Origin of the sequence: Bradyrhizobium sp. 521_C7_N1_3, from assembly GCF_052075975.1 — a bacterium.
GTDB lineage: Bacteria > Pseudomonadota > Alphaproteobacteria > Rhizobiales > Xanthobacteraceae > Bradyrhizobium > Bradyrhizobium japonicum.
Window position 1 is genome coordinate 9,671,391 of sequence record NZ_CP197232.1, and the last position, 23,041, is coordinate 9,694,431.

At 62.5% G+C, this 23,041-nt stretch carries 24 protein-coding genes and 2 tRNA genes; 6 read left to right on the top strand and 20 right to left on the bottom strand.

From position 1 onward, the window contains the following. Positions 1–116: 116 nt before the first annotated feature. Positions 117–1,520 (top strand): GTPase HflX, encoded by a 1,404-nt coding sequence (gene hflX / locus AB7008_RS45880; protein ID WP_304491778.1) that lies wholly within the window; start codon positions 117–119, stop codon positions 1,518–1,520. Positions 1,521–1,588: 68 nt separating this feature from the next. On the opposite strand, the gene AB7008_RS45885 is transcribed toward hflX, so the two are convergent. The 10 genes from AB7008_RS45885 to AB7008_RS45930 form a co-directional block, all read right to left on the bottom strand. Continuing rightward, positions 1,589–2,530, bottom strand: a complete 942-nt coding sequence (locus AB7008_RS45885; RefSeq protein WP_441260983.1) for a class I SAM-dependent methyltransferase — start codon at positions 2,528–2,530, stop codon at positions 1,589–1,591. Positions 2,531–3,103: 573 nt separating this feature from the next. Next, positions 3,104–3,179: transfer RNA gene (locus tag AB7008_RS45890), tRNA-Phe, on the bottom strand. A 184-nt stretch (positions 3,180–3,363) separates the two neighbouring features. After that, positions 3,364–3,546 carry a DNA gyrase inhibitor YacG gene (yacG, locus tag AB7008_RS45895; protein ID WP_248880311.1) on the bottom strand — a complete coding sequence of 61 codons (183 nt, stop codon included), beginning with the start codon at positions 3,544–3,546 and terminating at the stop codon, positions 3,364–3,366. Between the two features lie 145 nt (positions 3,547–3,691). Beyond that, positions 3,692–4,321, bottom strand: a complete 630-nt coding sequence (locus tag AB7008_RS45900) for a Maf-like protein (protein WP_014491500.1) — start codon at positions 4,319–4,321, stop codon at positions 3,692–3,694. 145 nt (positions 4,322–4,466) lie between these two features. Continuing rightward, the gene (locus AB7008_RS45905) at positions 4,467–4,934 is read right to left on the bottom strand and encodes an arsenate-mycothiol transferase ArsC (RefSeq protein ID WP_014491499.1); all 468 of its coding nucleotides are present in this window, start codon (positions 4,932–4,934) and stop codon (positions 4,467–4,469) included. Between the two features lie 132 nt (positions 4,935–5,066). Next, a complete protein-coding gene (locus AB7008_RS45910) occupies positions 5,067–5,564 on the bottom strand; it encodes a UPF0262 family protein (protein WP_304491780.1) in 498 nt (165 codons plus the stop codon). Next, entirely contained in the window at positions 5,561–6,856 is a 1,296-nt protein-coding gene (gene hisD / locus AB7008_RS45915; protein WP_248880313.1) for a histidinol dehydrogenase, read from the bottom strand. Before hisD ends, AB7008_RS45910 begins: the two co-directional genes overlap by 4 nt. Before the next feature lie 144 nt (positions 6,857–7,000). After that, complete coding sequence (locus AB7008_RS45920; protein ID WP_041957341.1) at positions 7,001–7,450, bottom strand: DUF2948 family protein; 450 nt, start codon at positions 7,448–7,450, stop codon at positions 7,001–7,003. 81 nt (positions 7,451–7,531) lie between these two features. After that, the gene (locus AB7008_RS45925) at positions 7,532–8,191 is read right to left on the bottom strand and encodes an NAD(P)H-binding protein (RefSeq protein ID WP_304491781.1); all 660 of its coding nucleotides are present in this window, start codon (positions 8,189–8,191) and stop codon (positions 7,532–7,534) included. A 26-nt stretch (positions 8,192–8,217) separates the two neighbouring features. Next, positions 8,218–9,156: an SDR family oxidoreductase gene (locus AB7008_RS45930; RefSeq protein WP_441260984.1), complete on the bottom strand. Its 939-nt coding sequence runs from the start codon at positions 9,154–9,156 to the stop codon at positions 8,218–8,220. Positions 9,157–9,240: 84 nt separating this feature from the next. Here AB7008_RS45930 and AB7008_RS45935 point away from each other — a divergent pair, with 84 nt between their 5' ends. After that, a complete protein-coding gene (locus tag AB7008_RS45935) occupies positions 9,241–9,894 on the top strand; it encodes a TetR/AcrR family transcriptional regulator (protein ID WP_441260985.1) in 654 nt (217 codons plus the stop codon). 215 nt (positions 9,895–10,109) lie between these two features. On the opposite strand, the gene AB7008_RS45940 is transcribed toward AB7008_RS45935, so the two are convergent. From AB7008_RS45940 to AB7008_RS45960, 5 genes are all read right to left on the bottom strand, one after another. After that, on the bottom strand, positions 10,110–10,934 hold the full coding sequence (locus AB7008_RS45940) for an alpha/beta fold hydrolase (RefSeq protein ID WP_248880318.1): 825 nt from the start codon (positions 10,932–10,934) through the stop codon (positions 10,110–10,112). Positions 10,935–11,048: 114 nt separating this feature from the next. Next, positions 11,049–11,558 (bottom strand): hypothetical protein, encoded by a 510-nt coding sequence (locus AB7008_RS45945; protein ID WP_028159144.1) that lies wholly within the window; start codon positions 11,556–11,558, stop codon positions 11,049–11,051. A 281-nt stretch (positions 11,559–11,839) separates the two neighbouring features. After that, a complete protein-coding gene (locus tag AB7008_RS45950) occupies positions 11,840–12,148 on the bottom strand; it encodes an EthD family reductase (protein ID WP_028151418.1) in 309 nt (102 codons plus the stop codon). Between the two features lie 236 nt (positions 12,149–12,384). Next, complete coding sequence (locus AB7008_RS45955) at positions 12,385–14,091, bottom strand: FAD-dependent oxidoreductase (protein WP_441261290.1); 1,707 nt, start codon at positions 14,089–14,091, stop codon at positions 12,385–12,387. Positions 14,092–14,132: 41 nt separating this feature from the next. Then, a complete protein-coding gene (locus AB7008_RS45960) occupies positions 14,133–14,321 on the bottom strand; it encodes a hypothetical protein (RefSeq protein ID WP_304491782.1) in 189 nt (62 codons plus the stop codon). Positions 14,322–14,639: 318 nt separating this feature from the next. Between AB7008_RS45960 and AB7008_RS45965 the strand changes: the two genes are divergently transcribed. Together AB7008_RS45965 and AB7008_RS45970 are read left to right on the top strand one after the other, a co-directional pair. Next, positions 14,640–14,714: transfer RNA gene (locus AB7008_RS45965), tRNA-Thr, on the top strand. A 37-nt stretch (positions 14,715–14,751) separates the two neighbouring features. After that, positions 14,752–14,898 carry a helix-turn-helix domain-containing protein gene (locus AB7008_RS45970; protein WP_304491783.1) on the top strand — a complete coding sequence of 49 codons (147 nt, stop codon included), beginning with the start codon at positions 14,752–14,754 and terminating at the stop codon, positions 14,896–14,898. A 321-nt stretch (positions 14,899–15,219) separates the two neighbouring features. Here the strand turns inward: AB7008_RS45970 and AB7008_RS45975 are convergent, their stop codons facing one another. Together AB7008_RS45975 and AB7008_RS45980 are read right to left on the bottom strand one after the other, a co-directional pair. Continuing rightward, positions 15,220–17,016 carry an ATP-binding protein gene (locus AB7008_RS45975; RefSeq protein ID WP_304491784.1) on the bottom strand — a complete coding sequence of 599 codons (1,797 nt, stop codon included), beginning with the start codon at positions 17,014–17,016 and terminating at the stop codon, positions 15,220–15,222. 278 nt (positions 17,017–17,294) lie between these two features. Continuing rightward, positions 17,295–17,480 carry a hypothetical protein gene (locus tag AB7008_RS45980; protein ID WP_304491785.1) on the bottom strand — a complete coding sequence of 62 codons (186 nt, stop codon included), beginning with the start codon at positions 17,478–17,480 and terminating at the stop codon, positions 17,295–17,297. 1,045 nt (positions 17,481–18,525) lie between these two features. On the opposite strand from AB7008_RS45980, the gene AB7008_RS45985 reads away from it, so the two are divergent. Beyond that, a complete protein-coding gene (locus tag AB7008_RS45985; RefSeq protein ID WP_028159141.1) occupies positions 18,526–19,017 on the top strand; it encodes a septal ring lytic transglycosylase RlpA family protein in 492 nt (163 codons plus the stop codon). A gap of 58 nt (positions 19,018–19,075) precedes the next feature. On the opposite strand, the gene AB7008_RS45990 is transcribed toward AB7008_RS45985, so the two are convergent. From AB7008_RS45990 to AB7008_RS46000, 3 genes are all read right to left on the bottom strand, one after another. After that, positions 19,076–19,564, bottom strand: a complete 489-nt coding sequence (locus tag AB7008_RS45990; protein WP_038957677.1) for a cyclic nucleotide-binding domain-containing protein — start codon at positions 19,562–19,564, stop codon at positions 19,076–19,078. A gap of 210 nt (positions 19,565–19,774) precedes the next feature. Further along, complete coding sequence (locus AB7008_RS45995) at positions 19,775–20,413, bottom strand: ferric reductase-like transmembrane domain-containing protein (protein WP_304491786.1); 639 nt, start codon at positions 20,411–20,413, stop codon at positions 19,775–19,777. Between the two features lie 11 nt (positions 20,414–20,424). Further along, positions 20,425–20,913, bottom strand: coding sequence for a Twin-arginine translocation pathway signal (locus tag AB7008_RS46000; protein WP_304491787.1), 489 nt, complete (start codon positions 20,911–20,913; stop codon positions 20,425–20,427). A gap of 371 nt (positions 20,914–21,284) precedes the next feature. Here AB7008_RS46000 and AB7008_RS46005 point away from each other — a divergent pair, with 371 nt between their 5' ends. Next, positions 21,285–23,039: a SulP family inorganic anion transporter gene (locus AB7008_RS46005; protein WP_441260986.1), complete on the top strand. Its 1,755-nt coding sequence runs from the start codon at positions 21,285–21,287 to the stop codon at positions 23,037–23,039. Positions 23,040–23,041: the final 2 nt, after the last annotated feature.

The window sequence follows — 23,041 nt, forward strand, 5'->3', positions numbered from 1 at the left end:
CCGCCAGCTTCAAACAACAGTTGAATCCGAAACGAAACGGCGATCGTCGCCGCACGCGGAATGCGCAATACGGCAGCCCCCGCGCCTCGCAGCGGCGATGTACAGGAGAATGTCAAATGGCGAAAACAGGTGCCTTTCACGAAGCTGGCGAGCGGCACACCGTGGACACCAAACCGCCTGCTCCACGCGCGATCCTGGTCGGCGTGCAGCTTCCGGGTATCGATGACCGCGCACATGCTATGAGTATGGAAGAGCTTGGCCGTCTGGTGGACACGCTCGGCTACGAGGTTGTCGGCACGATATCGCAGAAGCGTGACGAGCTCGACGGCGCTACGGTGCTTGGCAAAGGGCGGCTTGAAGAACTCGCGGCGTTCACCGGCGGAACGGGCGTGGTCGGATCGATGGCGATACTGCGGAAGTCGAAGGCCCGCGAACGATTTCAGGAAGCCGATGGGAAGAAGCCGGCCATCAAGCGTGTAGCGCCTGATCTGGAGGCCGGGCTGAGGCCGGAGTTCGTGATCGTCGATCATGAAATCTCACCGAGCCAGGTCCGCAACCTTGAGCGCGCCACGGGCGTGCAGGTGCTTGATCGGACCGGCGTGATCGTGGAGATTTTTCATCGCCACGCGCACAGTCGCGAGGCGAAGGTGCAAGTTGAGATCGCGCGATTGAAGTATGTTTCGCCGCGCCTGCGGGAAGCGCCGGGCAGCGGACGGCAGCAGGGCGCTGGCTCAGGCGAGTCCGATCTCGAACTTGATCGCCGCAAGATCCGCGAGCGCCTCTCGGAACTGAAGGACGAACTGGATGATATCCAGCGCGACAGCAACCAACGCCGGTCCGCGCGGCGCGATCAGCTTCGGGTCGCACTGGTCGGATATACCAACGCGGGGAAATCGTCGCTCATGCGAGCACTTACGGCTAGCGAGGTATTGGCCGAGAACAAGCTCTTCGCAACGCTCGATACGACGGTGCGCGGATTGCAGCCCGAGACCAAACCGCGCGTGCTGGTTTCCGACACGGTCGGGTTCATCAAAAAGCTCCCGCACGATCTCGTCGCGTCATTCCGATCCACGCTCGCAGAGGCCTTCGAAGCATCCCTGCTGCTGTTCGTCGTTGACGCGTCTGATCCGGCATACGAATCGCAACTGGAGGTGAGCCGCAACGTGCTGCGTGACATTGGCGCGGAGGCCGTTCCGTCGCGTCTGCTCTTCAACAAGATCGATCGCGTGAGCGAGCCGGATCGCGACGCTCTCCGCGCAAAACACCCGGACGCGATCTTGCTTTCGGCAATCTCGCCTAAGGATGTGGCCGCATTGCGCGAGATAATCATCGGTTTTTTTGAAGCTGCAATGGTGGACGACCAATTGGTGCTTCCGTACGCGAAGCAAGGTCTCTTGAGCGAGGTATATGAGAATACGCGCGTGCTCTCCGAAGACTACGGCGTCTCCGGCCGGATCATCAAGGTACGCGGCATGCCCAGTGCGATCGCGCAGCTGCAAAGAACGCTAGGTGCCTCATGAGCTCGATCGCCGATCGGTCGACTGCGACAGTGGAACCGTGAAAAATGGGTCGTACGACAAAAGCCGTGTCAGTTCGACCCAGCGACACGGGCAGGCGCAGCGGTTCGCCCACGGCCCGCCACGAGCAGGAGATGGGTGGCGCGATCCAGGAACTCCGTGCGCGTAGCATACGCCTTCTCGAGCCGCTCAAGTTCATCGATTAGCTGGCTATCGTCTGACGGAGAGACGGGATTCCAACGGCAGTCCGGCATAAATCGACTGTGAAAAAGATCGAGACCGCGAATATCCTCAATATCAAAACGGCTGGCGAAATAGTTCCGCAATTCGGCCGCGGTAAACTGATGGAAGGGAAAGGCAATATGCCGCCCGTCGCTGAGGTCGATTTCGCATCGGTCTCTGGCGTGATCTTGGTTCAATCGGCGGACCTTCTCGATCGAGTCCACAAAGGCCGTTGGCATACTGCCAATTGGACGCACTGTCGTTATGAAATATCCCGATGTGACGCGTGCTAACTCATTTGAGGTTTCCGGCAGACGTGTGACGGGCAGATGGCTGAGAGCACTGTACAGACAAAGGGTCAGATCGACCGAGGCGTCGGGCTCCGATAGCCGGTCGGCAAGGTCGCCGACTTCGAATGTGAGATTCACACCAGGAAGGCTGGAAGGATTTCGGGCAGCCAACTGCGCCCGTTGTATTTGCGCATCTGCGATATCGAAGCCCCGCGCGGTGATGCTGCTGAATCCTAGCGAACGTGCGCGTATGACCAGTCGGCGCAACCACGTACCGGGTCCGCAACCCGCATCAAGCAGCCTGACCGAGCCTGCACCCGAAGCCCGCAGATCGATCAGTTTCTTTTCCAATACGGCCCAGACACAGCGATCCGCATATGCGTGCATTCCTTCAAAGGCAAATGGTCGCGAAAGATCGCCATCAGCATAGGCGGCGTAATCGTAACCAGCATCGTTGTAGACCTTAGCAACTTCAGCCGGCGCCGCATCGGCAACTGTCATGACAGACTGCCCAACTTCATCCGAAACGGGAAAATGTGACTTCTGGTTCCGCGCGTGGATTGAATCGTGGTCAAACATGATGTGAGGCTTGCCATCCATGAAATGCTACGCCGCGAGCTTCAACTTTGGCGAAGCCGGCAACAGGCGAAGATGTTCCGGGGAGCATGCGAAATCGAGATGGATTGCTCTCGCCATTCATAAGCGCGTCATAGGTGGCGGGACGCGACCTAGTCAGATTTCTGGCGGTCGATGTGGGCGTTGCCCCATACAGGGCGAAGCGGCATCATGACGAAACTGGATCGAACTGCGATACAGCCGTTGTCGCGATACCTGTATCTGTCGCGCCAAACCGGCGTCCTTCTTTTCTCCGCGATGCTCGACAGCTGCGAAATGTCCGCTTTGCGTGGTGGGTTCAGCTGATCGCGGTTTGGCTTGGCTAGATATACACGGATGGATACGTGCCACGGGGACGATACTGACAGCAGCCGGTTATTGTTTAAGCCGCCCTGCCAGGGAGATCGGGGATCAAAAAAAAAGACCTGGACCGCGGTGGCCAATTTCAGGCCCCGAGAATGGTGCCCAGGGGCGGAATCGAACCACCGACACTGCGATTTTCAGTCGCATGCTCTACCAACTGAGCTACCTGGGCGTGCTCCAAAGAGGGGCCAAGGCCCATCGAGCGGGCGGTTTATAGTGGGCTCGGAGCGGCATGTCCACCCAGCTTCGCCAAGTGGCTTCGCCGGGCGCGGCCCGGCTGTGCACAAGGTGGGGTGGGCTTGCTGGGGCTGGCGCGCGGCGAATCGGAGATCGAAACAAATACCTGATATTATTGGCTATTCTTCGCCATCCGTCTCGTCGTCGCGGCCGGGGATGACGTAGGAGCCCTTCAGCCAGCGGTTCAGGTCGACGTCGCGGCAGCGCGAGGAGCAGAACGGGCGGGTGGCTTCCGACTGCGGTTTGCCGCAGATCGGGCAGGTTTTGAGCGGGCCGGCGGGCTTTTTGACGTGGTCGTCCATGATGTCGGCGGCTTACTCGGGGTGAAGGCGTTCAAGAGCCTGTCGGCAAAGCGGTTCCTCGGGCGGACGCGCAGGCGTCGCGGGCCGGGTCCCGCGGGCTCATTCTACTGTGCATGGGGTTGTTTTCGAGATTTTTGTCGGCGCGCTAGATGGCCGTGGCGTTGAGCCAGCCGAAGCGGGTCGGAAACCCTTCGCCGCCGAGCAGCGTCGTGGTCTCGTAGAGCGGCAGGCCGACGACGTTGCTGTAGGACCCCACCATCTTGACCACGAAGGAGCCGGCGATGCCCTGCACGGCGTAACCGCCGGCTTTGCCGCGCCATTCACCGGAGCCGATATAGGCCTGGATGTCGTCCTCGGAGAGGCGCTTGAAGCGGACGCGGGTCTCGACCAGGCGCTGGCGGAAGGCCTCGCGCGGCGTGACCAGGCAGATCGCGGTGTAGACGCGGTGGTTGCGGCCCGACAGCAGCCGCAGGCACTGCGCCGCCTCGTCCACCAGATTGGCCTTGGGCAGGATGCGGCGGCCGACCGCCACAACCGTATCGGCCGAGAGAATGAAGGCGCCGCGCAGCTCGTCGTCGAGCTGCACCGATTTCAGCGCCGCATCGGCCTTGGCCCTTGCGAGACGGTTGGCGCAGGCGCGCGGCAGCTCGCCCCGCTTCGGCGTCTCGTCGACGTCGGCCGGCCGGAGCGCGTCCGGCTCGATGCCGGCCTGGTTGAGCAGCGACAGGCGCCGCGGCGAACCGGAGGCAAGTACGAATTTGGGGCGGCCGAGCATCAGGTGATTGGGGGATGAAGCAGGGGGTGAATTGCGCGCGGAACCTATCGGAAGGGGGCTGATTTCACAACCCGGGAACCCGGACTTTACTGATTCGAGGCGTCCCACATGCGGGTGCCCTCGGTCTGTGACGCGGGTGTTACGGCTAACCGCTCGCCGCGCCGACCTTTGCAAAACGCCTGCGGATGCGCATCAGGAGCTGGTCGCAGACCTCGCGGTAGGCGGCGAGCTTCTGGTCGCGGCTGCCTTCGATGGTGGTGGGATCCTGCGTCGGCCAGTATTCGACGTCGGCGGCGAGCGTGCGGGTCAGCTCCAGCGCCTTGTGGTGCGCTTCGGGCGAGAGCGTGATGATGAGGTCGAAATTCAGCCCCTCCCAATCCTCCAGCTCCTCGAAGGTCTGCGGCTTGTGGGCGGAGATGTCCTGCCCCAGTTCGTCCATCACGGCGACCGCGAAGGGATCGAGCTCGCCTTTCCTGGCGCCGGCCGACTTCACGTAGAGGCCCTGCGGAAACATGTGCTGCAGCAGGCTCTCGGCCATCGGCGAGCGCACGCTGTTCATCGCGCAGGCGAACAGCACCGATTGCGGATCGCGTGCGCGTGGCGGCGCCGCCATCGCGCCTAGCCTCTTTTGAAAGAGGGCATGGCCTTGTCGGAAAACCGCTGCACATTTTTCCGGGCCATAAAGCCTTCTGTCTTGCGCATGATCTGGTCCGAAAACCGGTGTCCACTTTTCGGGATCATGCGCCTAACCCTTCCAGTGCAGGACGGTGATGAGCGTGAACAGCCGGCGCGAGGTCTCGAAGTCGACCCGCACCTTGCCCTTCAGCCGCTCCTGGAGCGTACGCGATCCCTCGTCATGGATGCCGCGGCGGCCCATGTCGATGGCCTCGATCTTGTCCGGCGTCGCTGTCCGGATCGCCTGATAGTAGCTGTCGCAGATCATGAAATAATCCTTCACGATCCGCCGGAACGGCGTCAACGACAACAGATGCGCGACCACGGGCGTGCCGTCCTCGCAGCGAATGTCGAACATCAGCCGGCTGCCGGTGATGCCGATATGCAGCGTGAACGGCCCCTTCCCGTTGGCACCATCGGGCGCGAACAGATTCTGCTCGATCAGATCGTAGATCGCGATGGCGCGCTCATGCTCGATGTCAGGCCCGGAACGGCCGATCGAGTCCTCGTCGAGGGTGACCGCGACGATGCGATTGGTCGAGTCGTCCTGTTCGGGCGGCTGGGTCATGACAGATTGAGGCGCAATCCAATCGAGCGCGAATGAGCGTCCAGCCCCTCCGCTTGTCCGAGCGTCATCGCGGCAGGTCCGAGCGCACGCAGCTGGTCCGGACCGCATTTCAGGATCGAGGTGCGCTTCATGAAGTCGGCAACTCCGAGGCCTGAGGAGAACCGCGCCGAGCGCGCCGTCGGCAGCACGTGGTTGGAGCCGCCGACATAGTCGCCGATCGCCTCGGGCGTATGCGCCCCGAGGAACACCGCGCCGGCGTTGCGGATCTTTGCGGCAAGCGCGTCGGGATCGTCAGTCATGATCTCGAGATGCTCGGCCGCGATCGCATCCGCGAGCGGAATGGCGTCGGCAAGATCTTTCACCATGATGATGGCGCCGAAATCGGCCCAGGAGGCGCCGGCAATTGCTGTGCGCGGCAATGTCTTCAGCTGCGCTTCGACGGCCTTCTCGACGTCGGCTGCGAGGCGGGCGGAATCCGTGATCAGGATCGATTGCGCGCTGGCATCGTGCTCGGCCTGCGCCAGCAGATCAGCGGCGATCCAGTCGGCATTGCCGGTGTCGTCGGCGATCACCAGCACCTCGGAGGGGCCGGCGATCATGTCGATGCCGACCTTGCCGAACACCAGCCGTTTTGCAGCGGCGACATAGGCATTGCCGGGCCCGACGATCTTGGCGACCGGCGCGATCGTGGCGGTACCGTGCGCGAGCGCCGCCACGGCCTGCGCGCCGCCGACCCGGTAGATCTCGCTGACACCGCCAAGCGAAGCGGCCGCCAGCACCAGCGGATTGAGCTTGCCGTCCGGCGACGGCACCACCATGACGAGGCGCGCGACGCCGGCGACCTTCGCGGGTACGGCGTTCATCAGCACCGAGGAGGGATAGGCCGCGGTGCCGCCGGGCACGTAGAGGCCGGCGGATTCGATCGCAGTGTAGCGCCAGCCGAGCTCGACGCCGAGCGGATCGGTGAAACGCTCGTCCTTCGGAAGCTGGCGGCGGTGATAAGTCTCGATGCGGTCGCGCGCGAGCTTGAGCGCATCCAGCGTCGCGGCATCGCAGGCCTTCACGGCCGTCTCGATCTCCGCGGCGGTAACGCGCAGGCCGGATGCATCCAGCTTCAGCCGGTCGAACTTTGCCGTGGCCTCGAGCAGGGCCGCATCGCCACGCTTGGCCACATCGTCGACGATGACGCGCACGGCGGCCTCGACGTCGGCCGAGACCTCGCGCTTGGCGGCGAGGAAGGCCGCGAATCGCTGGTCAAAATCGGCGCTGCTGCGGTCGAGACGAACGGGCATTTTGGCTTGGCTTCCGGCTGGTCTTTGGGGCGGATTGGCTCACCCGACCCCCTGCTCAATGGCGCGGCGGGGAAGCTGCGTCAACCCTCGGGAGATGCCGTTCCGGCAGCGGCCCGACCTGGCTCGACTGGTATACCGGCCAACTCACCCCTCCTCCTCGATGCCCAGTCCCGCCCCCAGCTCGTCCGCCCCCAGATCCGTCAATTCGCATTCCAGACATTCGACGTCGAGGCGGATGGCGCCGCCATGGGCGAACAGCAGCAGGGCGCTGCCGCCGGGCTCCTCGTCGCGGCCGTCCTGGGGGTGAAACTCGATGCCGATGAGGTCCAGAACCTCGTCCGGCGCGCCGAGGTCGATGTTGCGCGACTTGCAGGCGAGCACGCGGTCGAAGCGGAGCGCGGCGACCAGCCGGCGGGGTTCGGCCTCGCCGTCCAGAGTCTGCTCCCAGTCCAGCCGGCTCATCCCGACCACCAGCCGCTTCTCGCTTTGCCGCCAGATGATGTCGGCGGCCTGCACGCGGGCGTCCTGCACATGGGTCGAGATCACGGCGAGATCGTCGGCGTCGAGCGCGATCAGTTTGAGCTGGGGAGACATCGCCGGCATTTCTCCTCGGGGACCGATAAGGCTCAACGCGCGCGGACGCGGAAATTTCCGTGAAACTAACGGGCCAGCTGGCTAGAGGCTATTGATATCCTCCATCTCTAGCACCTTGCGCGGATACCCCTCCCGGGCGACACGAATCATGGCGCGGCCCATCTGCTCGGTCGAGGTGACGAGCCGCGGCGAGATCCGGCGCAGCGCCGACCAGAGCGGCCCGGTTGCGGCATAGACGGCCTGCACCCAGGCGGTCTTGGAGCGGGCGCCGTGCAGGGGCTGGATCGCGCCGGGCCGGAACATGTAGGCGCCCCGGAACGGCAGCCTGAGCAGATCGTTTTCGGTCTTGCCCTTGATCCGCGCCCACATCCGCGATCCCTGCTCGGTGGAATCGGTGCCGGCACCGGTGACGTAGACGAACGTCATCTGCGGATTGAGCTTCGCGAGCGTCGTCGCGGCCGCGAGCGTGAGATCGTAGGTGAGATGGCGATAGCGATCCTCGCTCATGCCGATCGAAGAGACGCCGAGGCAGAAGAAGCAGGCATCGAAGCCCGTGAGCTGCGCTTCGATCGCCGAGTAGTCGGTGAAATCGCCGTGCGAGATTTCGGTGAGCTTGGCGTTGCGCACGCCGGTCGGGCTGCGGCCGACCACGAGCACGCGGTCGATGCCTGTGTCGATCAGGCATTCGCGCAATACGCCCTGCCCGACCATGCCGGTCGCGCCGAAGATGATGACTTGCATCGTGACGTCCCCAACCGGCCCGCGGCTCATGCGGCGACCGCGATCTCGTCGAAGGATACACCGGTCAACGTCGCCGAGACATCCCACAGCATGGCGGCCGCGGCGAAATCCTTCGCCTGCGGCATGATCTTCGCCGGCGCGGGCGGCCCCTTCAATTCGTAGAACCAGTTCGGACCGTAATAGCCGCCGGGTTCTGCAGCCGGCGAGGTCGCCGCGAACAGCGTGGGCAGCGCGCCTTCGGCTGCGGAGTGGCTGATGAAAGGCTGGAGCCAGCGGCTCACGCGCGACTGGAAGGTGTTCGCGCCCGGCCCGTTCGCAATGAGATCGGTCCGCGCGTAGCCGGGATGGGCAGCAAGGCTCGTCAGGCCCCAGCCGGCGGCGAGGCTGCGGCGCTGCAGCTCCAGCGAAAACATCAGCATCGCCAGCTTGGACTGGCAATAGGCGCGCCAGGGACGATAGGAACGCTTGCCTTGCAGATCGTCGAAATTGATCGCGCCGGAGCGGTGCGCGAGGCTCGACAGATTGACGATGCGCGGCGCTTTCGCGCGGCGAAGCTGGGGCAACAGTTGTGCCGTCAGCGCGTAATGGCCGAGATAGTTGGTGCCGAGCTGCATCTCGAAACCATCCCCCGTCTGCTGCCGCTTCGGCAGCGCCATCACGCCGGCATTGTTGATCAGGAGATCGAGCTGCTCGTTGCTGGCGGCAAAGCGCCTGGTAAAATCGGCGACGGAGGCGAGACTGGCGAGATCGAGATGCTCGTAAGCAATCAATGCGTTGGGAAACCGCTCGCAAATGCCCTCGATCGCCCGCAGGCCCTTTGCGTCGTTGCGTCCGGTGAGTATGACAATGGCACCGGCGCCCGCCAGCGCCATCGCCGTCTCGTAGCCCAGGCCGCCCGTCGCCCCGGTCACGACGGCGGTCTTGCCGCTGAGGGAGGGGATGTCTGCCGTGCTCCAGTCGGTCATGCCGTATCTCCGTTCGGGGCTGGAATGAGGCCCGCGACCGGTCCAAATGTGCACTGAGTGCAAGTTTGCAAGAGGTGAAATAATTTGAAGGCTTCGAAGCCCGGCGGGAAATCGGTCAGGACAGGCGCCAAGCCATTGCCGGCAGGAGCAAAATTCCCTGATGGCCCCGGCCTGCGCCAGCGTAAATTGCAAGAGACCCGCGAACGGCTGACCCGCGCGGCGATGGCGCTGTTCCTGGAGCGCGGCTTCGAGGCCACGACCATCGACGACATCGCGACCGCGGCCGACGTGTCACGCCGCAGCTTTTTTCACTACTTCGCGTCGAAAGAGGATGTGGTCGCCGCCTGGCAGGAGGGCGCAGCAAGCGCGCTGGTCGCAGAGGTCGTGGCGCGGCCGGCGGGCGAAACCATGCTGACGGCGGCGGAGAATGCGATCGCGGCGGCGGTCAGGCGGATCGACCCGGCGGAAGCGGCGGCGATGTCGCGGCTCAAGCGCGACAATCCCGCGCTTCAGGCGCGCGATCAGCTCAAATACGAGAAGCTCGAGCGCGCGCTGGCCGAAGGGCTTTTGCAGCGCGCCAAAACCAAATCGGACAGGCTGAAGGCACGGCTCGTCGCCATGATCGCCACCGGCGCGATGCGCGTCGGCGGCGAGAGCTGGATCGGCGAAGATGTGCGGGAGAAGCCGGAGGTGTTTGTGAAGCGCACGTTCGATGCGATCAGGGCGATCTTGAAGTGACACTCTTCTCTCTCCCCTTGCGGGAGAGGGTGGCTCGCCGCGAAGCGGCGAGACGGGTGAGGGGTTGTCTCCGCGCGTGAACTCTTGCAGTTCGACTCGTTGAAGCAGCTCCCTCATCCGGCGCCGTAGCCGATGCAGAGCATCGGCGTTCTTAAGAACGGCGGCCGAAGGCCGCCTACGCCACGTTCTCCCACAAGGGGAGAAGGAAGACTCCCTCACGCCTTGAAGAACGCCAGCAGGTCGGCGTTGATGGTTTCGGCGTGCGTCGTCGGCATGCCGTGCGGGAAGCCCTTGTAGGTCTTGAGCGTGCCGTTCTTCAGCAGCTTGGCCGACAGCGGCCCGGAATCGGCGTAGGGAACGATCTGGTCGTCGTCGCCGTGCATCACCAGCACGGGCACGCTGATCTTCTTGAGGTCCTCGGTGAAATCGGTCTGCGAGAACGCGACGATGCCGTCGTAATGCGCCTTCGCGCCGCCCATCATGCCCTGGCGCCACCAGTTCTGGATCACCGCTTCCGACGGCTTCGCGCCGGGACGGTTGTAGCCGTAGAAGGGACCGGAAGCGAGGTCGCGGTAGAAGCCGGTGCGGCTGGCGGCGAGCTGCTTCTGGAGATCGTCGAACACGCTCTTGGGAAGGCCGCCGGGATTGGCCGGCGTCTGCACCATCAGCGGCGGCACGGCGGAGAGGATCGCAGCCTTCGCCACCCGGCTCTCGCCGTGACGCGCGATGTAGTGCACGACTTCGCCGCCGCCGGTGGAGTGGCCGACATGGATGGCGTTCTTGAGGTCGAGATGCGCGGTCACCGCCGCGAGATCATCGGCATAGTGATCCATGTCGTGGCCATCGGCGACCTGCGAGGATCGGCCGTGGCCGCGGCGGTCATGGGCGATGACGCGGTAGCCGTGATTGGCGAAGAATATCATCTGCGTGTCCCAGTCGTCGGCCGACAGCGGCCAGCCATGGCTGAACACGATCGGCTGGCCCGAGCCCCAATCCTTGAAAAAGATCTCGACGCCGTCCTTGGTGGTGATGGTGGGCATGAATGGCTCCTTCAGTGAAAAACAATGCGGGCCCGCAAAAACGCGAGCCGGCAATCCGGAGATGGCTGTGCGATATCACGAGGTCGATGCCGCGCACCGACCGCGAACGTGCAATCAGGCAAACGTCATCGGCTTGTAGCGGCGCCAGGCGCCAATGGTCAGCACCACGAAGAACACCAGCACGATGCCCTGCACCACGGCGAAGACGGGGCCTCCCGGTGGATTCGGCGGCACGGCGGGCGCGAGCGCGGCGAGCGCCGGCACCTTCAGGAACGACTGGATCACCAGCACGAAGACGTTGAAATAGAGCGAGATCATCGCGGTCACGATGTAGACCGGACGCCAGACCCCTTTGAGCTTCATGCCGTAGAGCGCGAGGCAGGCGATCGCGAGCAGCACCAGCGAGATGCCGGCGATGATGTACGAGGGCAGCAGCTCCTTGAACGGAAACAGGAAGCCGGTGACGCTGGTGAGGATCGTGAACAGCAGGAAGATCGCGGTGAGGCCCGGCATCGGCTTCGACCCGAGCAGGCCGAACATGACGACCAGGCCGGCGACGATGCCGATCAGGCTGATGATGACATGGACCAACGTGAAGGCGGGCAGGCTCAACCCAAGAACCACGGCATCTCTCCTACTCTCTGCATTGAGATCAGGCGATTGATATTACGGTCCTCATCGGATGGCTACACACGCGATGTCACAGGCTCGTGCGGAGCCATGCGCCGTCGTGCGAATCGACAAGCGCATGACTGAATTTTTTGCACCGCTGTCACAAACGAGAGCAGTTGTAGCCCGGATGGAGCGCAGCGAAATCCGGGGTTCTCGCGTGTGGATGGTGTCGTCCCGGATTACGCTGCGCGCCATCCGGGCTACGAGCCCTCAGGTCTCCGACGAAAGTTGGATCACACTTCCTTGGTGTCGAAGATCAGCAGATCGGCGCCGCCGCTGGCGAATTTCGGCACGTCGCCTGCGGCCGCCTTGCCCGCGTCGCTGCCGAAGGCCTTCTGGATGTCGCCCACGCTGTCGAAGCTGAGAATGGCGACGAGGTGGACGCCCGATGGTCCGGCGGGCGAGCCGACTGCGCCAGTGCTGACGGCGTATTTCTTCAGGCCGGGAAGTTTCTTCGCGAGCGGAATGTGGGTCTCGGCATAATGCTTGTCGAAGGCGGCAGCGTCCTTGGGCGTCTTGTAGAGCACGACGAGTTCGGCCATTTGGTCCTCCCATTAAGCGTTTTGTTTGTAGATCCTCATGGCGAGGTGTGCGCAAAGCACGCTTGCGGACGATGCCTTCGCATCGCCCCGCGAACCATGAGGGCCCGGCTGATCGTTCCGGGCCTCGATCCTTCCAGACGCCGCTATGGCGGCTCCTCGGGATGAGGGGATAGTCTGTGGGACACGTCAGGATGGCAAGCCTCATTCGACTTGCCATTCCCTTGTCTTGTCCTTGACTAAAGCGCCGGTTTTGCGGCGTCGCCGAGATAGCCGTGCAGGGAGGCCACGACCTGCGCGCCTTCGCCGATGGCGCCGCCGACGCGCTTGACCGAGCCGGAGCGGACGTCGCCGACCGCGTAGACGCCGGGCACCGAGGTCTCCAGTGGGGCCACCAGCTTGCCCTGGTTCAGCTCGGACTGCGCGCCCGTCACGACGAAGCCGCCGCGATCGAGCGTGACGCCGCAGCCGTCGAGCCAGCTGGTGGCGGGATCGGCGCCGACGAACAAGAAGAGATTCTTGATGTCGGCGGAGTCCTCGTCATCAGACAGCCGGCTCTTCCAGCGGATGCGCCGCAGCAGCGAGGCCTCGTCGCCCTCGAGCGCGGTGATCTCGGTGTTGAACATCAATTCGATGTTGGGTGTCGCTTCGATGCGCTCGATGAGATAGCGCGACATGCTGGCCCCCAGGCCCCCGCCGCGGATGATCATCAGCACCTTCTTGGCGTGACCCGACAGGAACACGGCCGCCTGCCCCGCCGAATTGCCGGCACCGACCAGGGCCACCTCCTCGCCGGCGCAGAGCCGCGCCTCGACCGGAGAGGCCCAATACCAGACGCCGCGGCCCTCGAACTTGTCGAGGTTCTCGATCTCGGGGCGGCGATAACGCGCGCCGCTCGCAACCACGACTGCGCGCGAGCGCAAGGGATCGCCGCCGTCGAGCGTCACCGCAAAGGCACCGTCCCTGCGCGTGCAGTCGAGCGACTTCACCGTGACGGGGATCATGATGTCGGCGCCGAATTTCTGCGCCTGGTTGAACGCGCGCGCGGTCAGGGCCTGGCCGGAAATGCCGGTCGGAAAGCCCAGGTAGTTTTCGATGCGCGCGCTGGCGCCGGCCTGGCCGCCGAAGGCGCGGGTGTCGAGCACGGCGACCGAAAGCCCTTCGGAGGCGGCATACACCGCGGTCGCCAGCCCGGCGGGTCCGCAGCCGACGATCGCGACATCGTAGATGCGGTCGTTGCGAGGGCCGCCGATCATGCCGATCGCGCGCGCAACCTCGTTTTCGCTGGGGTTGCGCAGCACCTCGCCGCTCGCCGCGACGACCAGCGGCCAGTCTTCCGGCTTCGGCGAATAGCGCGCGATCACCTCGGCGGCGTCGCGGTCACGCTCGGGATCGAGCAGATGATGCGGCTGGCCGTTGCGGGTGAGGAAGCCCTGCAAGCGCACCACGCCGGCCGAATGCGAGGGTCCGATCAGCACCACACCGCCGACGCCGGCCTGAAGCAGATTGACCCGGCGCAGGATCAGCGCGCGCATGATGCGCTCGCCGAGTTCGGCCTCGGCGACCAGCAGCGCGCGCAGGCGGGGCGGCGGCAGCAGCAGTGTCTCGACCTCGCCTTCGGCGCGGCCGTCGACCAGCGCCGGCCGGCCCGAGAGCTGGCTGAGCTCGGCCAGAAATTGCCCCGGCCCCTGGTCGATCAGCGGCGTGACATTGCCGAGCCCGTCACGCTGGGTGATGGCGACGTGGCCCTTCAGCACGACGAACATGCCCGGACCGGGCTTGCCGGTCTCGAACAGGAATTCGCCGTCGGCGTAAGTGCGGACCTCGCCGAAATTCCGCATGCGCTCGATCTCGGCCGATGTCAGCGCCGGAAAGGTCTGCTCAGGGCGTGTGAACCGCGACATCTGCGCGTCACCATCGTTTCGTTGCCGCTCGTCCTGCCCCATTGCCACGTCCATGCACTCCAAAAAATTCTAATCGCCAGACTTCAATCGCCGGTCTTGCCGGCGGCCCCCTCATCTAGGGAAGCATCGTCATTCTGCGAGGGGTCGGTGATTGCGGCGCGTTCGCGCGCCTGCACCTTCCGCCGCTTCAGGTTTTCGCGCAGCGCCGATTTCAGCCGGTCGTCCCGCGCCCCTCTCGCCTGTCTCGTGCTCTTGTCGTTCTCGTCAGCCATCAGCGGTCCATTACAGCGATCCGCGATAACATGCCCGGAGAATGCGGCAGCTCAAGAGGCCCCTTGCGAACTGTTCGTGCGAAAATCCAAAATGCGCCGAATGCCATGCCGCGGCCAACTGGCCAGTTGGCCGGGGATATCGGAACCGAAATCGGCGGAAAGTCGGTACTTTCACCTGAAAACGGGCGTTTTGGCCCCGATATCGACCCGATTTTCTCGTTTTGACGGAGCCAGCAAGCTTGCACAGGAGGGGGGCTTGTGGCAGATATCGGCCCGCTTGGTAGGCCCCCTTGGCGGCCGATTCTTATCCCAGCATATGCTGCCGTAGCTCAGTGGTAGAGCACTCCATTGGTAATGGAGAGGTCGACAGTTCAATCCTGTCTGGCAGCACCATCCATCTCATTGAAACATCTAGAGCCTCTTGCAATCCTTGGCCGATCAAGGCCTTGGAGCGACCAAGATCGCGAGACAACTCGGGATCGGTCGCGCGTCCGTATATCGGGCGCTCAAGGAGGTTTCATCCCCCCAAAACCGCAGTGTCGGATCTCAGGCCATCCGTTACCAAAGTAAGGAGTAAATAGTGCCTACTGTAATCATGCCTATCCCTCTCGGGACATCGAAGCTACTGACCCTGATTCAAGCTGCAGCACTGCTGGAGCCGCACCTGGGATGGACCAATCCAATGAATTGGCTCGCAGACACAAGGCGCGCCAAATCGCACTACCGCGATCTGGGTGTGAGGCCACCGGTGCCGGTCATTCACGGCCGGCGTTTGCACTACACGGTGGAAGAGATAGAGCGAGTGGTTAGCGAACTTGCTATCGCCACTCGAACGACTTGACCGTTTGGTCGCAAAGGGCCGCCCGGGGGCGACCCTCGCTGATACCGAAGGATAAACTCAAGCCACTTCCAACGGCTGGTTCATCAAATCGTTAAAGCCCTTGATCTTGCTTCCGAGAGTGCGGCGGATCTGGCTGCACATCCAGTAGCGCTGCATAACGACCGTAGTAAGCGCCTCGCGAGAAATGGCTCGATCGAAGTCATCGATGTTCCAATGCTGACGATGACGCAGGGAAAGGGCACCTGCGACACATTCGATCAAAACCTGCTCGAATGCCTCCTTTACTACATCTTCAATCACACGCAGCAATTCCGGCGTGTCTTGATGGCTCTTGGAAAAGAAAACGATCAGATCTTGAAGGCCTTGAAAGTTCTTGTTCGCGACAATCAAGTTGTCCGAAGGCAGGTATTCCGCCGCACGATCCCGGAGCGCCTCAGATTCTTCCGACCATTGCAACTGCGGAAAAGGATCGGGAGAAACTAATTCGACCGGAACACCGCTCTCATCATCAACCAACTCGCTTAACAAGGACGTAGCAAGTTCACCCGACCGAGCTCCGGTTGCCCCCTTGATACTGGTAGAGCCGTGGCCCGCTTCGTGTGTGTGTCCTGTTCCGAGCGGCGCTTCGGAGTCCGGATTGGCACGAAGTTTCCCAGAAGCAGACCGACGATAGCGACTGATGCGGAATAGGTCCTTTAACGACTTGAGCCGTTCACGGATTGAGTCCGCGTGCGAGTCTTTGGAATTCTCGTTGATTAGTTTGTCAAGGAATTGGCGCAGCACAGGCGGCATGTTCTGACGGAACTCGTCTTGCCAAACGTCCCATTTCAATGGCGATCCGTCAGGCCGGACCAGTCCCGTCCGTGCAGTGTTTTGAACCGCATTCTCGGGTTCAACATAGATAACGATCCGATCGCGACCGAAGATAACCCCAAAATAGGCGAGACGGTTAGAGCGGGCATCACTGATGTCAAAGATTTCATCTTGATTCAGAAGTGCAGAATGCCCTTTCAGCACCTCTCTGCCATGTCCATCGACTCCTTCGGGCATAATCCACCAGTAAACCTTTGCGCCGGTAACCTGCACCTCGCCAAAGTTTTCCGCCTTGCCATCCAAAACAGCCTTTTGACCAAGAATTCGAAGAAGGTGATTGTGCTTTTTGTCAGCCACGTCTCTATAGTAGCCGATACGCGCGAACAACTCGACGCCCTCGGGAATCTTGAAAAAGCGGGTGTTGAGAAACTTAACGATCCACGATTCACGAATCCCGCCAACTCCTTCAGGAGGCAGCATCGTGTCTTGGCTCGATGACATGCCCAGCAGAGTCACTCGCGTGCCATGGCCGTTAATGATCTTCGGTTTTTTCGCATTCGGGATCTTGGGCGCGTATTCGGTCAACCCATTAGCGTGCACTGCACCCTGCAACCCATAAACACCCTCGTCCTCATTGTAGCGGATCGCCACAAGGTGCCCTTGGCCGTCGCGCCAAGATTCGTAGATGATTCCCTCATGGTTACGGGTTAGCGCACTGATCTTCGCACCGACGCCGTAGTTCTTATGTTGGTTCGTTGAGCCCGTCGCGGACAAGTTATTGAGCAGACTGACCATCTGATCAGCGGTCATACCGTCCCCGTTATCGGTAAACGAGATTTTATAGTGCTCCTTCGAGGCGTGAAGTGACTCGTTAAAGTCCACTTCGATTCTCCCACTGCCGTCAGCTCTCTGACAGGCCTCGAAGGCATTTTTTACGAACTCTCGCAAAAACTGAGTGGGAGTGCAGTCGCGCCCCAGATTTTGGATCAGCGCGGTCAACCCGCTTGAGTTGACACCGGTCGGTTGGAAGCTATTCGACATGGAAACCTCATTTCATGAATGAGGATCCCGACCCATAAGGTAGGTAAGCCTAAGGGCAAACGTTGCCCATATAGAGATTCACCCAAAATGCTCTCAGGGGACAGAATCCGCGGAAAGTTGCCTCCGGAGCATTTGATTTGTGTGAGGCAAGACGCCTGGGACTCACCAATCGCACCGTTAGCACTCACAACCTAAACACGAACTGCGACAGTGGCAAGTTCATCCAGCAGCACCGGCGCTATAGGCCGGCCATGCCTGTCCCCTGGTCGACCCGACAACTATATCCGCCTGCGAAAGGGAGTGCCCCCCTTCGGAGCTGCCTCGGGCGTCGAAGCTACCTCCTCCACCGGTGACGAAAGTTTTGCCAACTCGCCAAGCGTTAGATCGGCAATCTTGATGTTGCCGATCATCTTCTTCTGAAGCGCGTCGGAAACGGTGAACCCATGATGATCGAGCAGAGTCACGACGAGCTCAGATCCAAGCTTGCTCTTAAAAGGCGGACAATTTCATCCGTCGTGAGCTCGAGCTCCCAGCGATATTGGCCGCCCAAGTTAACACGCTTCCCCCAGTCGGCAGCACCATTCTCTGGCTCACATCAGGCACAGATCAGCATTCTCGCGGCACCTGGCGCCCGAGTTTTGCTCTCCTCTTTCGCCCTCTTCCGTGAAGAGGGCGCAGGGAAGGCCGGGTGCCGGCTGGCACCCATGATCCGCTGCGCCAGGACTTTGCACACGCAAATGCGCAGGCGGGAAACAGGTGGGCCGGAAAAACACCCGGCCTTCCCTGCGCGATGGTCTGACGGCTTATGCGCGCTCTCCCCGGAGCCGAGTTCCTTCTGGCCTCCGTCACCTCGCGAATTGGCGATGCCTCGAAACCCGGTAGAGCCCCGATCCATCTCCGCAAGGCTTGACCGTAGCAACGACGGTCAGGACCACGCGTTTTCGCCGTACGCAGCGATCCAGCTCCGCCCAAGGGCTTCGCCGGACACAGGCGCCGTCCGTTCCGCACGCAGTCAAGGCCCTCACGAGGTTCATCTCGCCCTGGTCCCGCATTCGCGTGCCCGGCACCGCCGCGTCCACCGCACCCCGGCCCACGTTCGTGACGACGTACGATCGCCCCTCTTCTCGGGCCGGGATGGCGGAGACAATGCCGTAATTCCGAATTTCGGTAAAGCGGAATATTTTTACTGAAGAGGATTGACGGGTTTGTGCGAGCGGCGGGTGTTTTGCCCGACGGATCAATTAGCGCGAGCATGTCAGCTTGTGGCGACATCGCACATGTCACTCACCGCAGGTTCCATCAGGTCATGCTGCTGACGCATTCTCTGTCTTAGTCGGTGACAACCTAAAACACTGCGTGCGGGCCGCTCTGGTTCGCACATCGGTTCCGTAGCCAGGGGTTGGCTCAAATCCCGCAAAGCATTGGCGCAAGTTCATGAACGCCTCCGCGTTCGCTTGACCATGCTTGCGGTGTCGGAACCGGACGATCGAAAAAATCACAGGAGTTATAATGCTGTTCCGCTCGAGCGCCGCAATTTGCGGCGCCCTGGTTGCGCTTGCCGTTTCCATTACCGTTGCTCGAAGTGAAGGCCGTGGCGCTCACTCAAGCGCCGTCGTCGATGCCGCCTCCGGGGAGGCGATCGTTGGCGCCGCATCCATGTACAATCCGTTCAAGCCCGGCAAGGAAGAGGGCGGTCCGAACACAGCCTCCGGCGAGCGCTATGATCCCTCTGTCTGGGCGGCTGCCATCAAGACGAATTTGCGCGGGAAATTCGGTGGGGTCCAATTTGGCGCGAGGCCGAAATATGCCCTCGTCGAGGCCGTCGGCAAGAAGGTCATCGTCAAGATAAATGACGTGGGGCCCTTAAGGCCTGGCCGCATCATCGACCTCAACGAGCGGACGATGCGCCACTTCGATCCAACCCTGGAGCTCGGAGTCATTGCTGGCGTGAGGGTCAGCCCACTTTCAGGGGACGATTGGATCCCGGGACCGGTGGGCTGAACGTCCCGCGCGAAGTGGCGTAGCCCGGATGGCGCGCAAGCGTAATCCGGGGCCACATTCATCGCGCAGGGGTTTCGTCTTCGCCCGCCTGGTGTCCGGTGAGGCGATCGTCGGCGCGGCGCAGCCGCCGGCATAGCTCGCGATTGACGTTCTGCAGGACGATCACATAGGCGTGGATATCGGCCTTGTAGCAGGCGTAGAGCTTTTGCGCCGTCAGCTCGTACAACACCGTCGGACTCTCCGCGACCACCGTGGCGGAGCGATTCTGCATTTCAATCAGCGTCATTTCACCGAAGAAATCGCCAGCCTCCAGGACGGAAATCGGAATGACGCTCCCCGAGTTCGCCTGCTTGCTCACCGCCAGCCGGCCGGATTTGACGATGAACAGCGAGCGACCCGGCTCGCCTTCCGCCACGACGGTCGCGCCGGCATCAAAGCGGCACTCGACCAGCATCGAAATCAGCAGGTCGAGGCTCGGATCCGGAAGACCGCCGAAGAACGGTGTCGCGAGCAGGAACGCTTTCAGCTCGGGGGCACTGACAACCATCGCGCTAGGATACGCCCCGTCGCTATCTGCGACAAGCGGAGCGGAGATTGGTGCTGACGACGCCGAACGTGTTTGAACAAGGCGGTCAGCAAAAATTTCGTAGGATGGGTAGAGCGCTTGCGAAACCCATCATGCTTCCGCGCAGACACAGTGCGATGGGTTTCGCTTCGCTCTACCCATCCTAAGCGCGGCCATCTACGCGAGGCCATGTTACTGCGGCGCAGTGCTCTCGCCGCGCAACGTCCTTCGCTTTCGCCACACCTGCAGGTCGATCATGGCTTTTACGGTTGCCGCGAGGACGAGCGCGCAGAGCGCCGCCTTCGAGATCGTCTCCATCGTCCCCTCGATCAGCAGGCAATGGATCACGCTGCCTGCGACAATGACGATCGCCAGCGGCATGTGAATGAAGCGCCAGGTCCGCGGTCGCAGTCCCAATCGCCGGCGCAGGGCGGCCAAAAGCGCGACCGCGAAGATGGCCCACATCGCGGTTACGCCAAAGGGAGAGAACGGCGTCGGCGATGAGAAGGTCAGCGCGTCGATCATGTCGGGCGGACTGGTGACCCAGAGGCCAGCGACATGGATCACGATCGCCGCGACCAGCGTGCCGCCGATCCAGTGATGTGCACGCCGTCCGCGATAGGCCGGGAATCCCGGCAGATATCCGCCGATCAGCAGGGGCTGAACGAGCACGAGGCCGAGGGCAACGATCCCCGCAAACCCGGCCAGGATGTAGAGCGGACCGCGCCATGCGAGCTGCTCGCTTGCCGCTGCCGCGGCGATCGGCACGCCAATGGCGAAAGCAAGGGCGACCCAGATCAGGATCACCCGGGCCAGTCTCCACCCCTTCATTCGCAACCCGGTCAGGCCGGCTGCAGGACGAAGTGCGCTTCCAGGCTCGTCTCCTTCGCGCTCCGCATCACCGGCCGCAGGAAGACGGTCTTGAACTCACCGCTGTCATAGGCGAGGTGACCATGCGGCTGGCCGAAGATCGGAATGATCTGCGGCATCTCGAGCCGGAACTTGCCGTCCTTGTCGGTGAGCGTGGCGCCATGACTCTGCGGCTCGTGCTCCTGCCCCTCGGTCGTGTGCGCCCAGATCTGGATGCGCTGCCCGGCGAGTGGCGCCCCGTCGCCTGCGCGGCGTACGGTGCCGCTCATCCAGAAGCCGCCCTTGCCGATCCGGTCCACGATCGCCGCGCCCTTGCGGTAGTTGTTCGCGCCACCCGACATCGACTCGGTCGGTGCGAGGCCGTCCGCGCGGGCAGGCAACAGGAGCCCGGACATCCCGGCCGCCAGGACCGAGCCGCCCGCGGCGAGGAGATAGCGTCGGTTGAGTACGACCATGGTCATGTCAGTTCCTCCTCGCGACCCCAGCAGTTGTCTCACCAAGGGTACAACAACAGGCGCAAAACGCCCAGTTGAGACAACGGGCGCCATAGGTCGCAATAACAGGGTTGTGAACGGAGGTGCGAGCCACTCAACCAGCGGCGAACGAACGCCGTTCTCGTGGCATGAAACACCCGCGTTCGGTTTTGGTCCTTCCCCTCTTCCGTGAAGAGGGCGCAGGGGAAAACTTGGCGCCGGCTGGCACCCATGGCCCGCTGTGCTGCTTCGGCCATAGCGCCGGGCCACTGTTCAGCCTGCTGCGGGCGTAATAGCCTGATCGGTCCAATGCATCATGCGGGGCAAACTTGCTCAATGCGGGCTGGGAGAGACCATCAATGAAGCGCTGGTTGCCCGGACTCGACACTCTCCGTCAATATGAGGCGGCATCGCTTCCGCACGATATCTTCGCCGGCATCGTCCTGGCGACAATGCTGGTCCCGGTCGGCATTGCCTATGCAGCTGCATCGGGCCTGCCGGGCATCTACGGTTTGTACGCAACGATCGTGCCGCTGCTGGCCTACGCGCTGTTCGGCCCAAGCCGCATTCTCGTCCTTGGCCCGGACTCGGCGCTGGCGGCAATACTCCTTGGAGTCATCGCTCCCTTGGCCCAGGGCGATCCCCTGCGGGCCGTAACACTCGCGGGCATGATGGCGATTGTCTCAGGGACGGTCTGTATCCTGGCAGGTGTCGCGCGCCTTGGCTTTATCACCGAGCTTCTCTCGAAGCCGATACGCTACGGGTATATGAACGGAATTGCCCTGACCGTATTGATCAGCCAGCTGCCCAAGCTCTTCGGCTTTTCCATCGAGAGCGAGGGGCCACTGCGAAGCCTGTGGGCGATTGTCAGCGCGATCCTTGGGGGGCAGATAAACTGGGTCGCGTTCGCGATTGGCCTCGCCACGTTGATCGTGATCCTGCTTCTCAGGAACAACAAGCGGGTACCGGGCCTTCTGATCGCGGTCGTTGGGGCCACGCTCGTCGTCGGGGTGCTTGATCTCGGGACGCAATACGGCGTCAAGGTGCTGGGCCCCCTTCCCCAGGGCCTGCCGGGCTTCGTTGTCCCATGGATTACCTCCAGCGATCTCGTCCCGGTGCTGGTCGGCGGTTGTGCAGTAGCGATGGTTTCGTTTGCCGATACGAGCGTACTTTCACGTGCCTACGCTGCGCGATTGGGGTCTCGGGTCGATCCCAACCAAGAGATGGTCGGGCTCGGTGCCGCCAATCTGGCGACGGGATTTTTCCAGGGCTTCCCGATCAGCAGCAGCAGTTCACGGACACCCGTCGCGGAAGCCGCCGGTGCCCGCACTCAACTCACCAGCGTCGTAGGCGCGCTTGCCATCGCGTTGCTCCTCCTGGTCGCGCCGAGCCTGCTTCAACATTTACCCACCGCCGCATTGGCCGCCGTCGTCATCGCATCGGCGATTGGCTTGATTGAAGTTACCGACCTCAAACGAATCTATCGCATTCAACGATGGGAATTCTGGCTGGCCATCATCTGCTTTGTCGGTGTAGCAGTGCTCGGAGTCATTCCAGGAATTGGTCTTGCGATCGCAATCGCCATCATCGAGTTCCTGTGGGACGGTTGGCGCCCACACTCCGCCGTATTGGGGCGCGCCTACGGCGTCAAAGGCTATCACGACATCACACGATATCCGGATGCGCGCCGGGTCCCCGGGCTGGTCCTGTTTCGCTGGGATGCACCTCTGTTTTTTGCCAACGCCGAATTCTTCAGGGAACGCGTCCTGGATGCCGTAGCGACATCGCCAACACCCGTGCGTTGGCTGGTTGTTGCGGCAGAGCCGGTCACGAGCGTAGACGTCACCGCCTGCGACGTGGTTGCCGAACTGGACCGATCGTTGCACGCGCAAGGCATAGAGTTTTGTTTTGCCGAACTCAAAGATCCCGTGAAGGACAAGCTGAAAAGATTTGGCCTCTTCGCGCAGCTTGGAGAGCATTACTTCTTCCCGACAATCGGCGTAGCCGTCGCCCGTTATCTCGAAACCAACAACGTGGAATGGGAGGACTGGGAGGACGACGATGTGCAGGGCTTGGCGAGAGCAGCGGGCCAAGATACCGCGTCTGGTCGTTAGCC

What these genes read in the sequence shown, in the direction of transcription:
- hflX (WP_304491778.1), top strand. Translation starts at nt 117, where the DNA reads ATGGCGAAAACAGGTGCCTTTCACGAAGCTGGCGAGCGGCACACCGTG.
- AB7008_RS45885 (WP_441260983.1), bottom strand. Translation starts at nt 2,530, where the DNA reads ATGACAGTTGCCGATGCGGCGCCGGCTGAAGTTGCTAAGGTCTACAAC.
- yacG (WP_248880311.1), bottom strand. Translation starts at nt 3,546, where the DNA reads ATGGACGACCACGTCAAAAAGCCCGCCGGCCCGCTCAAAACCTGCCCG.
- AB7008_RS45900 (WP_014491500.1), bottom strand. Translation starts at nt 4,321, where the DNA reads ATGCTCGGCCGCCCCAAATTCGTACTTGCCTCCGGTTCGCCGCGGCGC.
- AB7008_RS45905 (WP_014491499.1), bottom strand. Translation starts at nt 4,934, where the DNA reads ATGGCGGCGCCGCCACGCGCACGCGATCCGCAATCGGTGCTGTTCGCC.
- AB7008_RS45910 (WP_304491780.1), bottom strand. Translation starts at nt 5,564, where the DNA reads ATGACCCAGCCGCCCGAACAGGACGACTCGACCAATCGCATCGTCGCG.
- hisD (WP_248880313.1), bottom strand. Translation starts at nt 6,856, where the DNA reads ATGCCCGTTCGTCTCGACCGCAGCAGCGCCGATTTTGACCAGCGATTC.
- AB7008_RS45920 (WP_041957341.1), bottom strand. Translation starts at nt 7,450, where the DNA reads ATGTCTCCCCAGCTCAAACTGATCGCGCTCGACGCCGACGATCTCGCC.
- AB7008_RS45925 (WP_304491781.1), bottom strand. Translation starts at nt 8,191, where the DNA reads ATGCAAGTCATCATCTTCGGCGCGACCGGCATGGTCGGGCAGGGCGTA.
- AB7008_RS45930 (WP_441260984.1), bottom strand. Translation starts at nt 9,156, where the DNA reads ATGACCGACTGGAGCACGGCAGACATCCCCTCCCTCAGCGGCAAGACC.
- AB7008_RS45940 (WP_248880318.1), bottom strand. Translation starts at nt 10,934, where the DNA reads ATGCCCACCATCACCACCAAGGACGGCGTCGAGATCTTTTTCAAGGAT.
- AB7008_RS45950 (WP_028151418.1), bottom strand. Translation starts at nt 12,148, where the DNA reads ATGGCCGAACTCGTCGTGCTCTACAAGACGCCCAAGGACGCTGCCGCC.
- AB7008_RS45955 (WP_441261290.1), bottom strand. Translation starts at nt 14,091, where the DNA reads ATGGGGCAGGACGAGCGGCAACGAAACGATGGTGACGCGCAGATGTCG.
- AB7008_RS45960 (WP_304491782.1), bottom strand. Translation starts at nt 14,321, where the DNA reads ATGGCTGACGAGAACGACAAGAGCACGAGACAGGCGAGAGGGGCGCGG.
- AB7008_RS45975 (WP_304491784.1), bottom strand. Translation starts at nt 17,016, where the DNA reads ATGTCGAATAGCTTCCAACCGACCGGTGTCAACTCAAGCGGGTTGACC.
- AB7008_RS45985 (WP_028159141.1), top strand. Translation starts at nt 18,526, where the DNA reads ATGCTGTTCCGCTCGAGCGCCGCAATTTGCGGCGCCCTGGTTGCGCTT.
- AB7008_RS45990 (WP_038957677.1), bottom strand. Translation starts at nt 19,564, where the DNA reads ATGGTTGTCAGTGCCCCCGAGCTGAAAGCGTTCCTGCTCGCGACACCG.
- AB7008_RS45995 (WP_304491786.1), bottom strand. Translation starts at nt 20,413, where the DNA reads ATGAAGGGGTGGAGACTGGCCCGGGTGATCCTGATCTGGGTCGCCCTT.
- AB7008_RS46000 (WP_304491787.1), bottom strand. Translation starts at nt 20,913, where the DNA reads ATGACCATGGTCGTACTCAACCGACGCTATCTCCTCGCCGCGGGCGGC.
- AB7008_RS46005 (WP_441260986.1), top strand. Translation starts at nt 21,285, where the DNA reads ATGAAGCGCTGGTTGCCCGGACTCGACACTCTCCGTCAATATGAGGCG.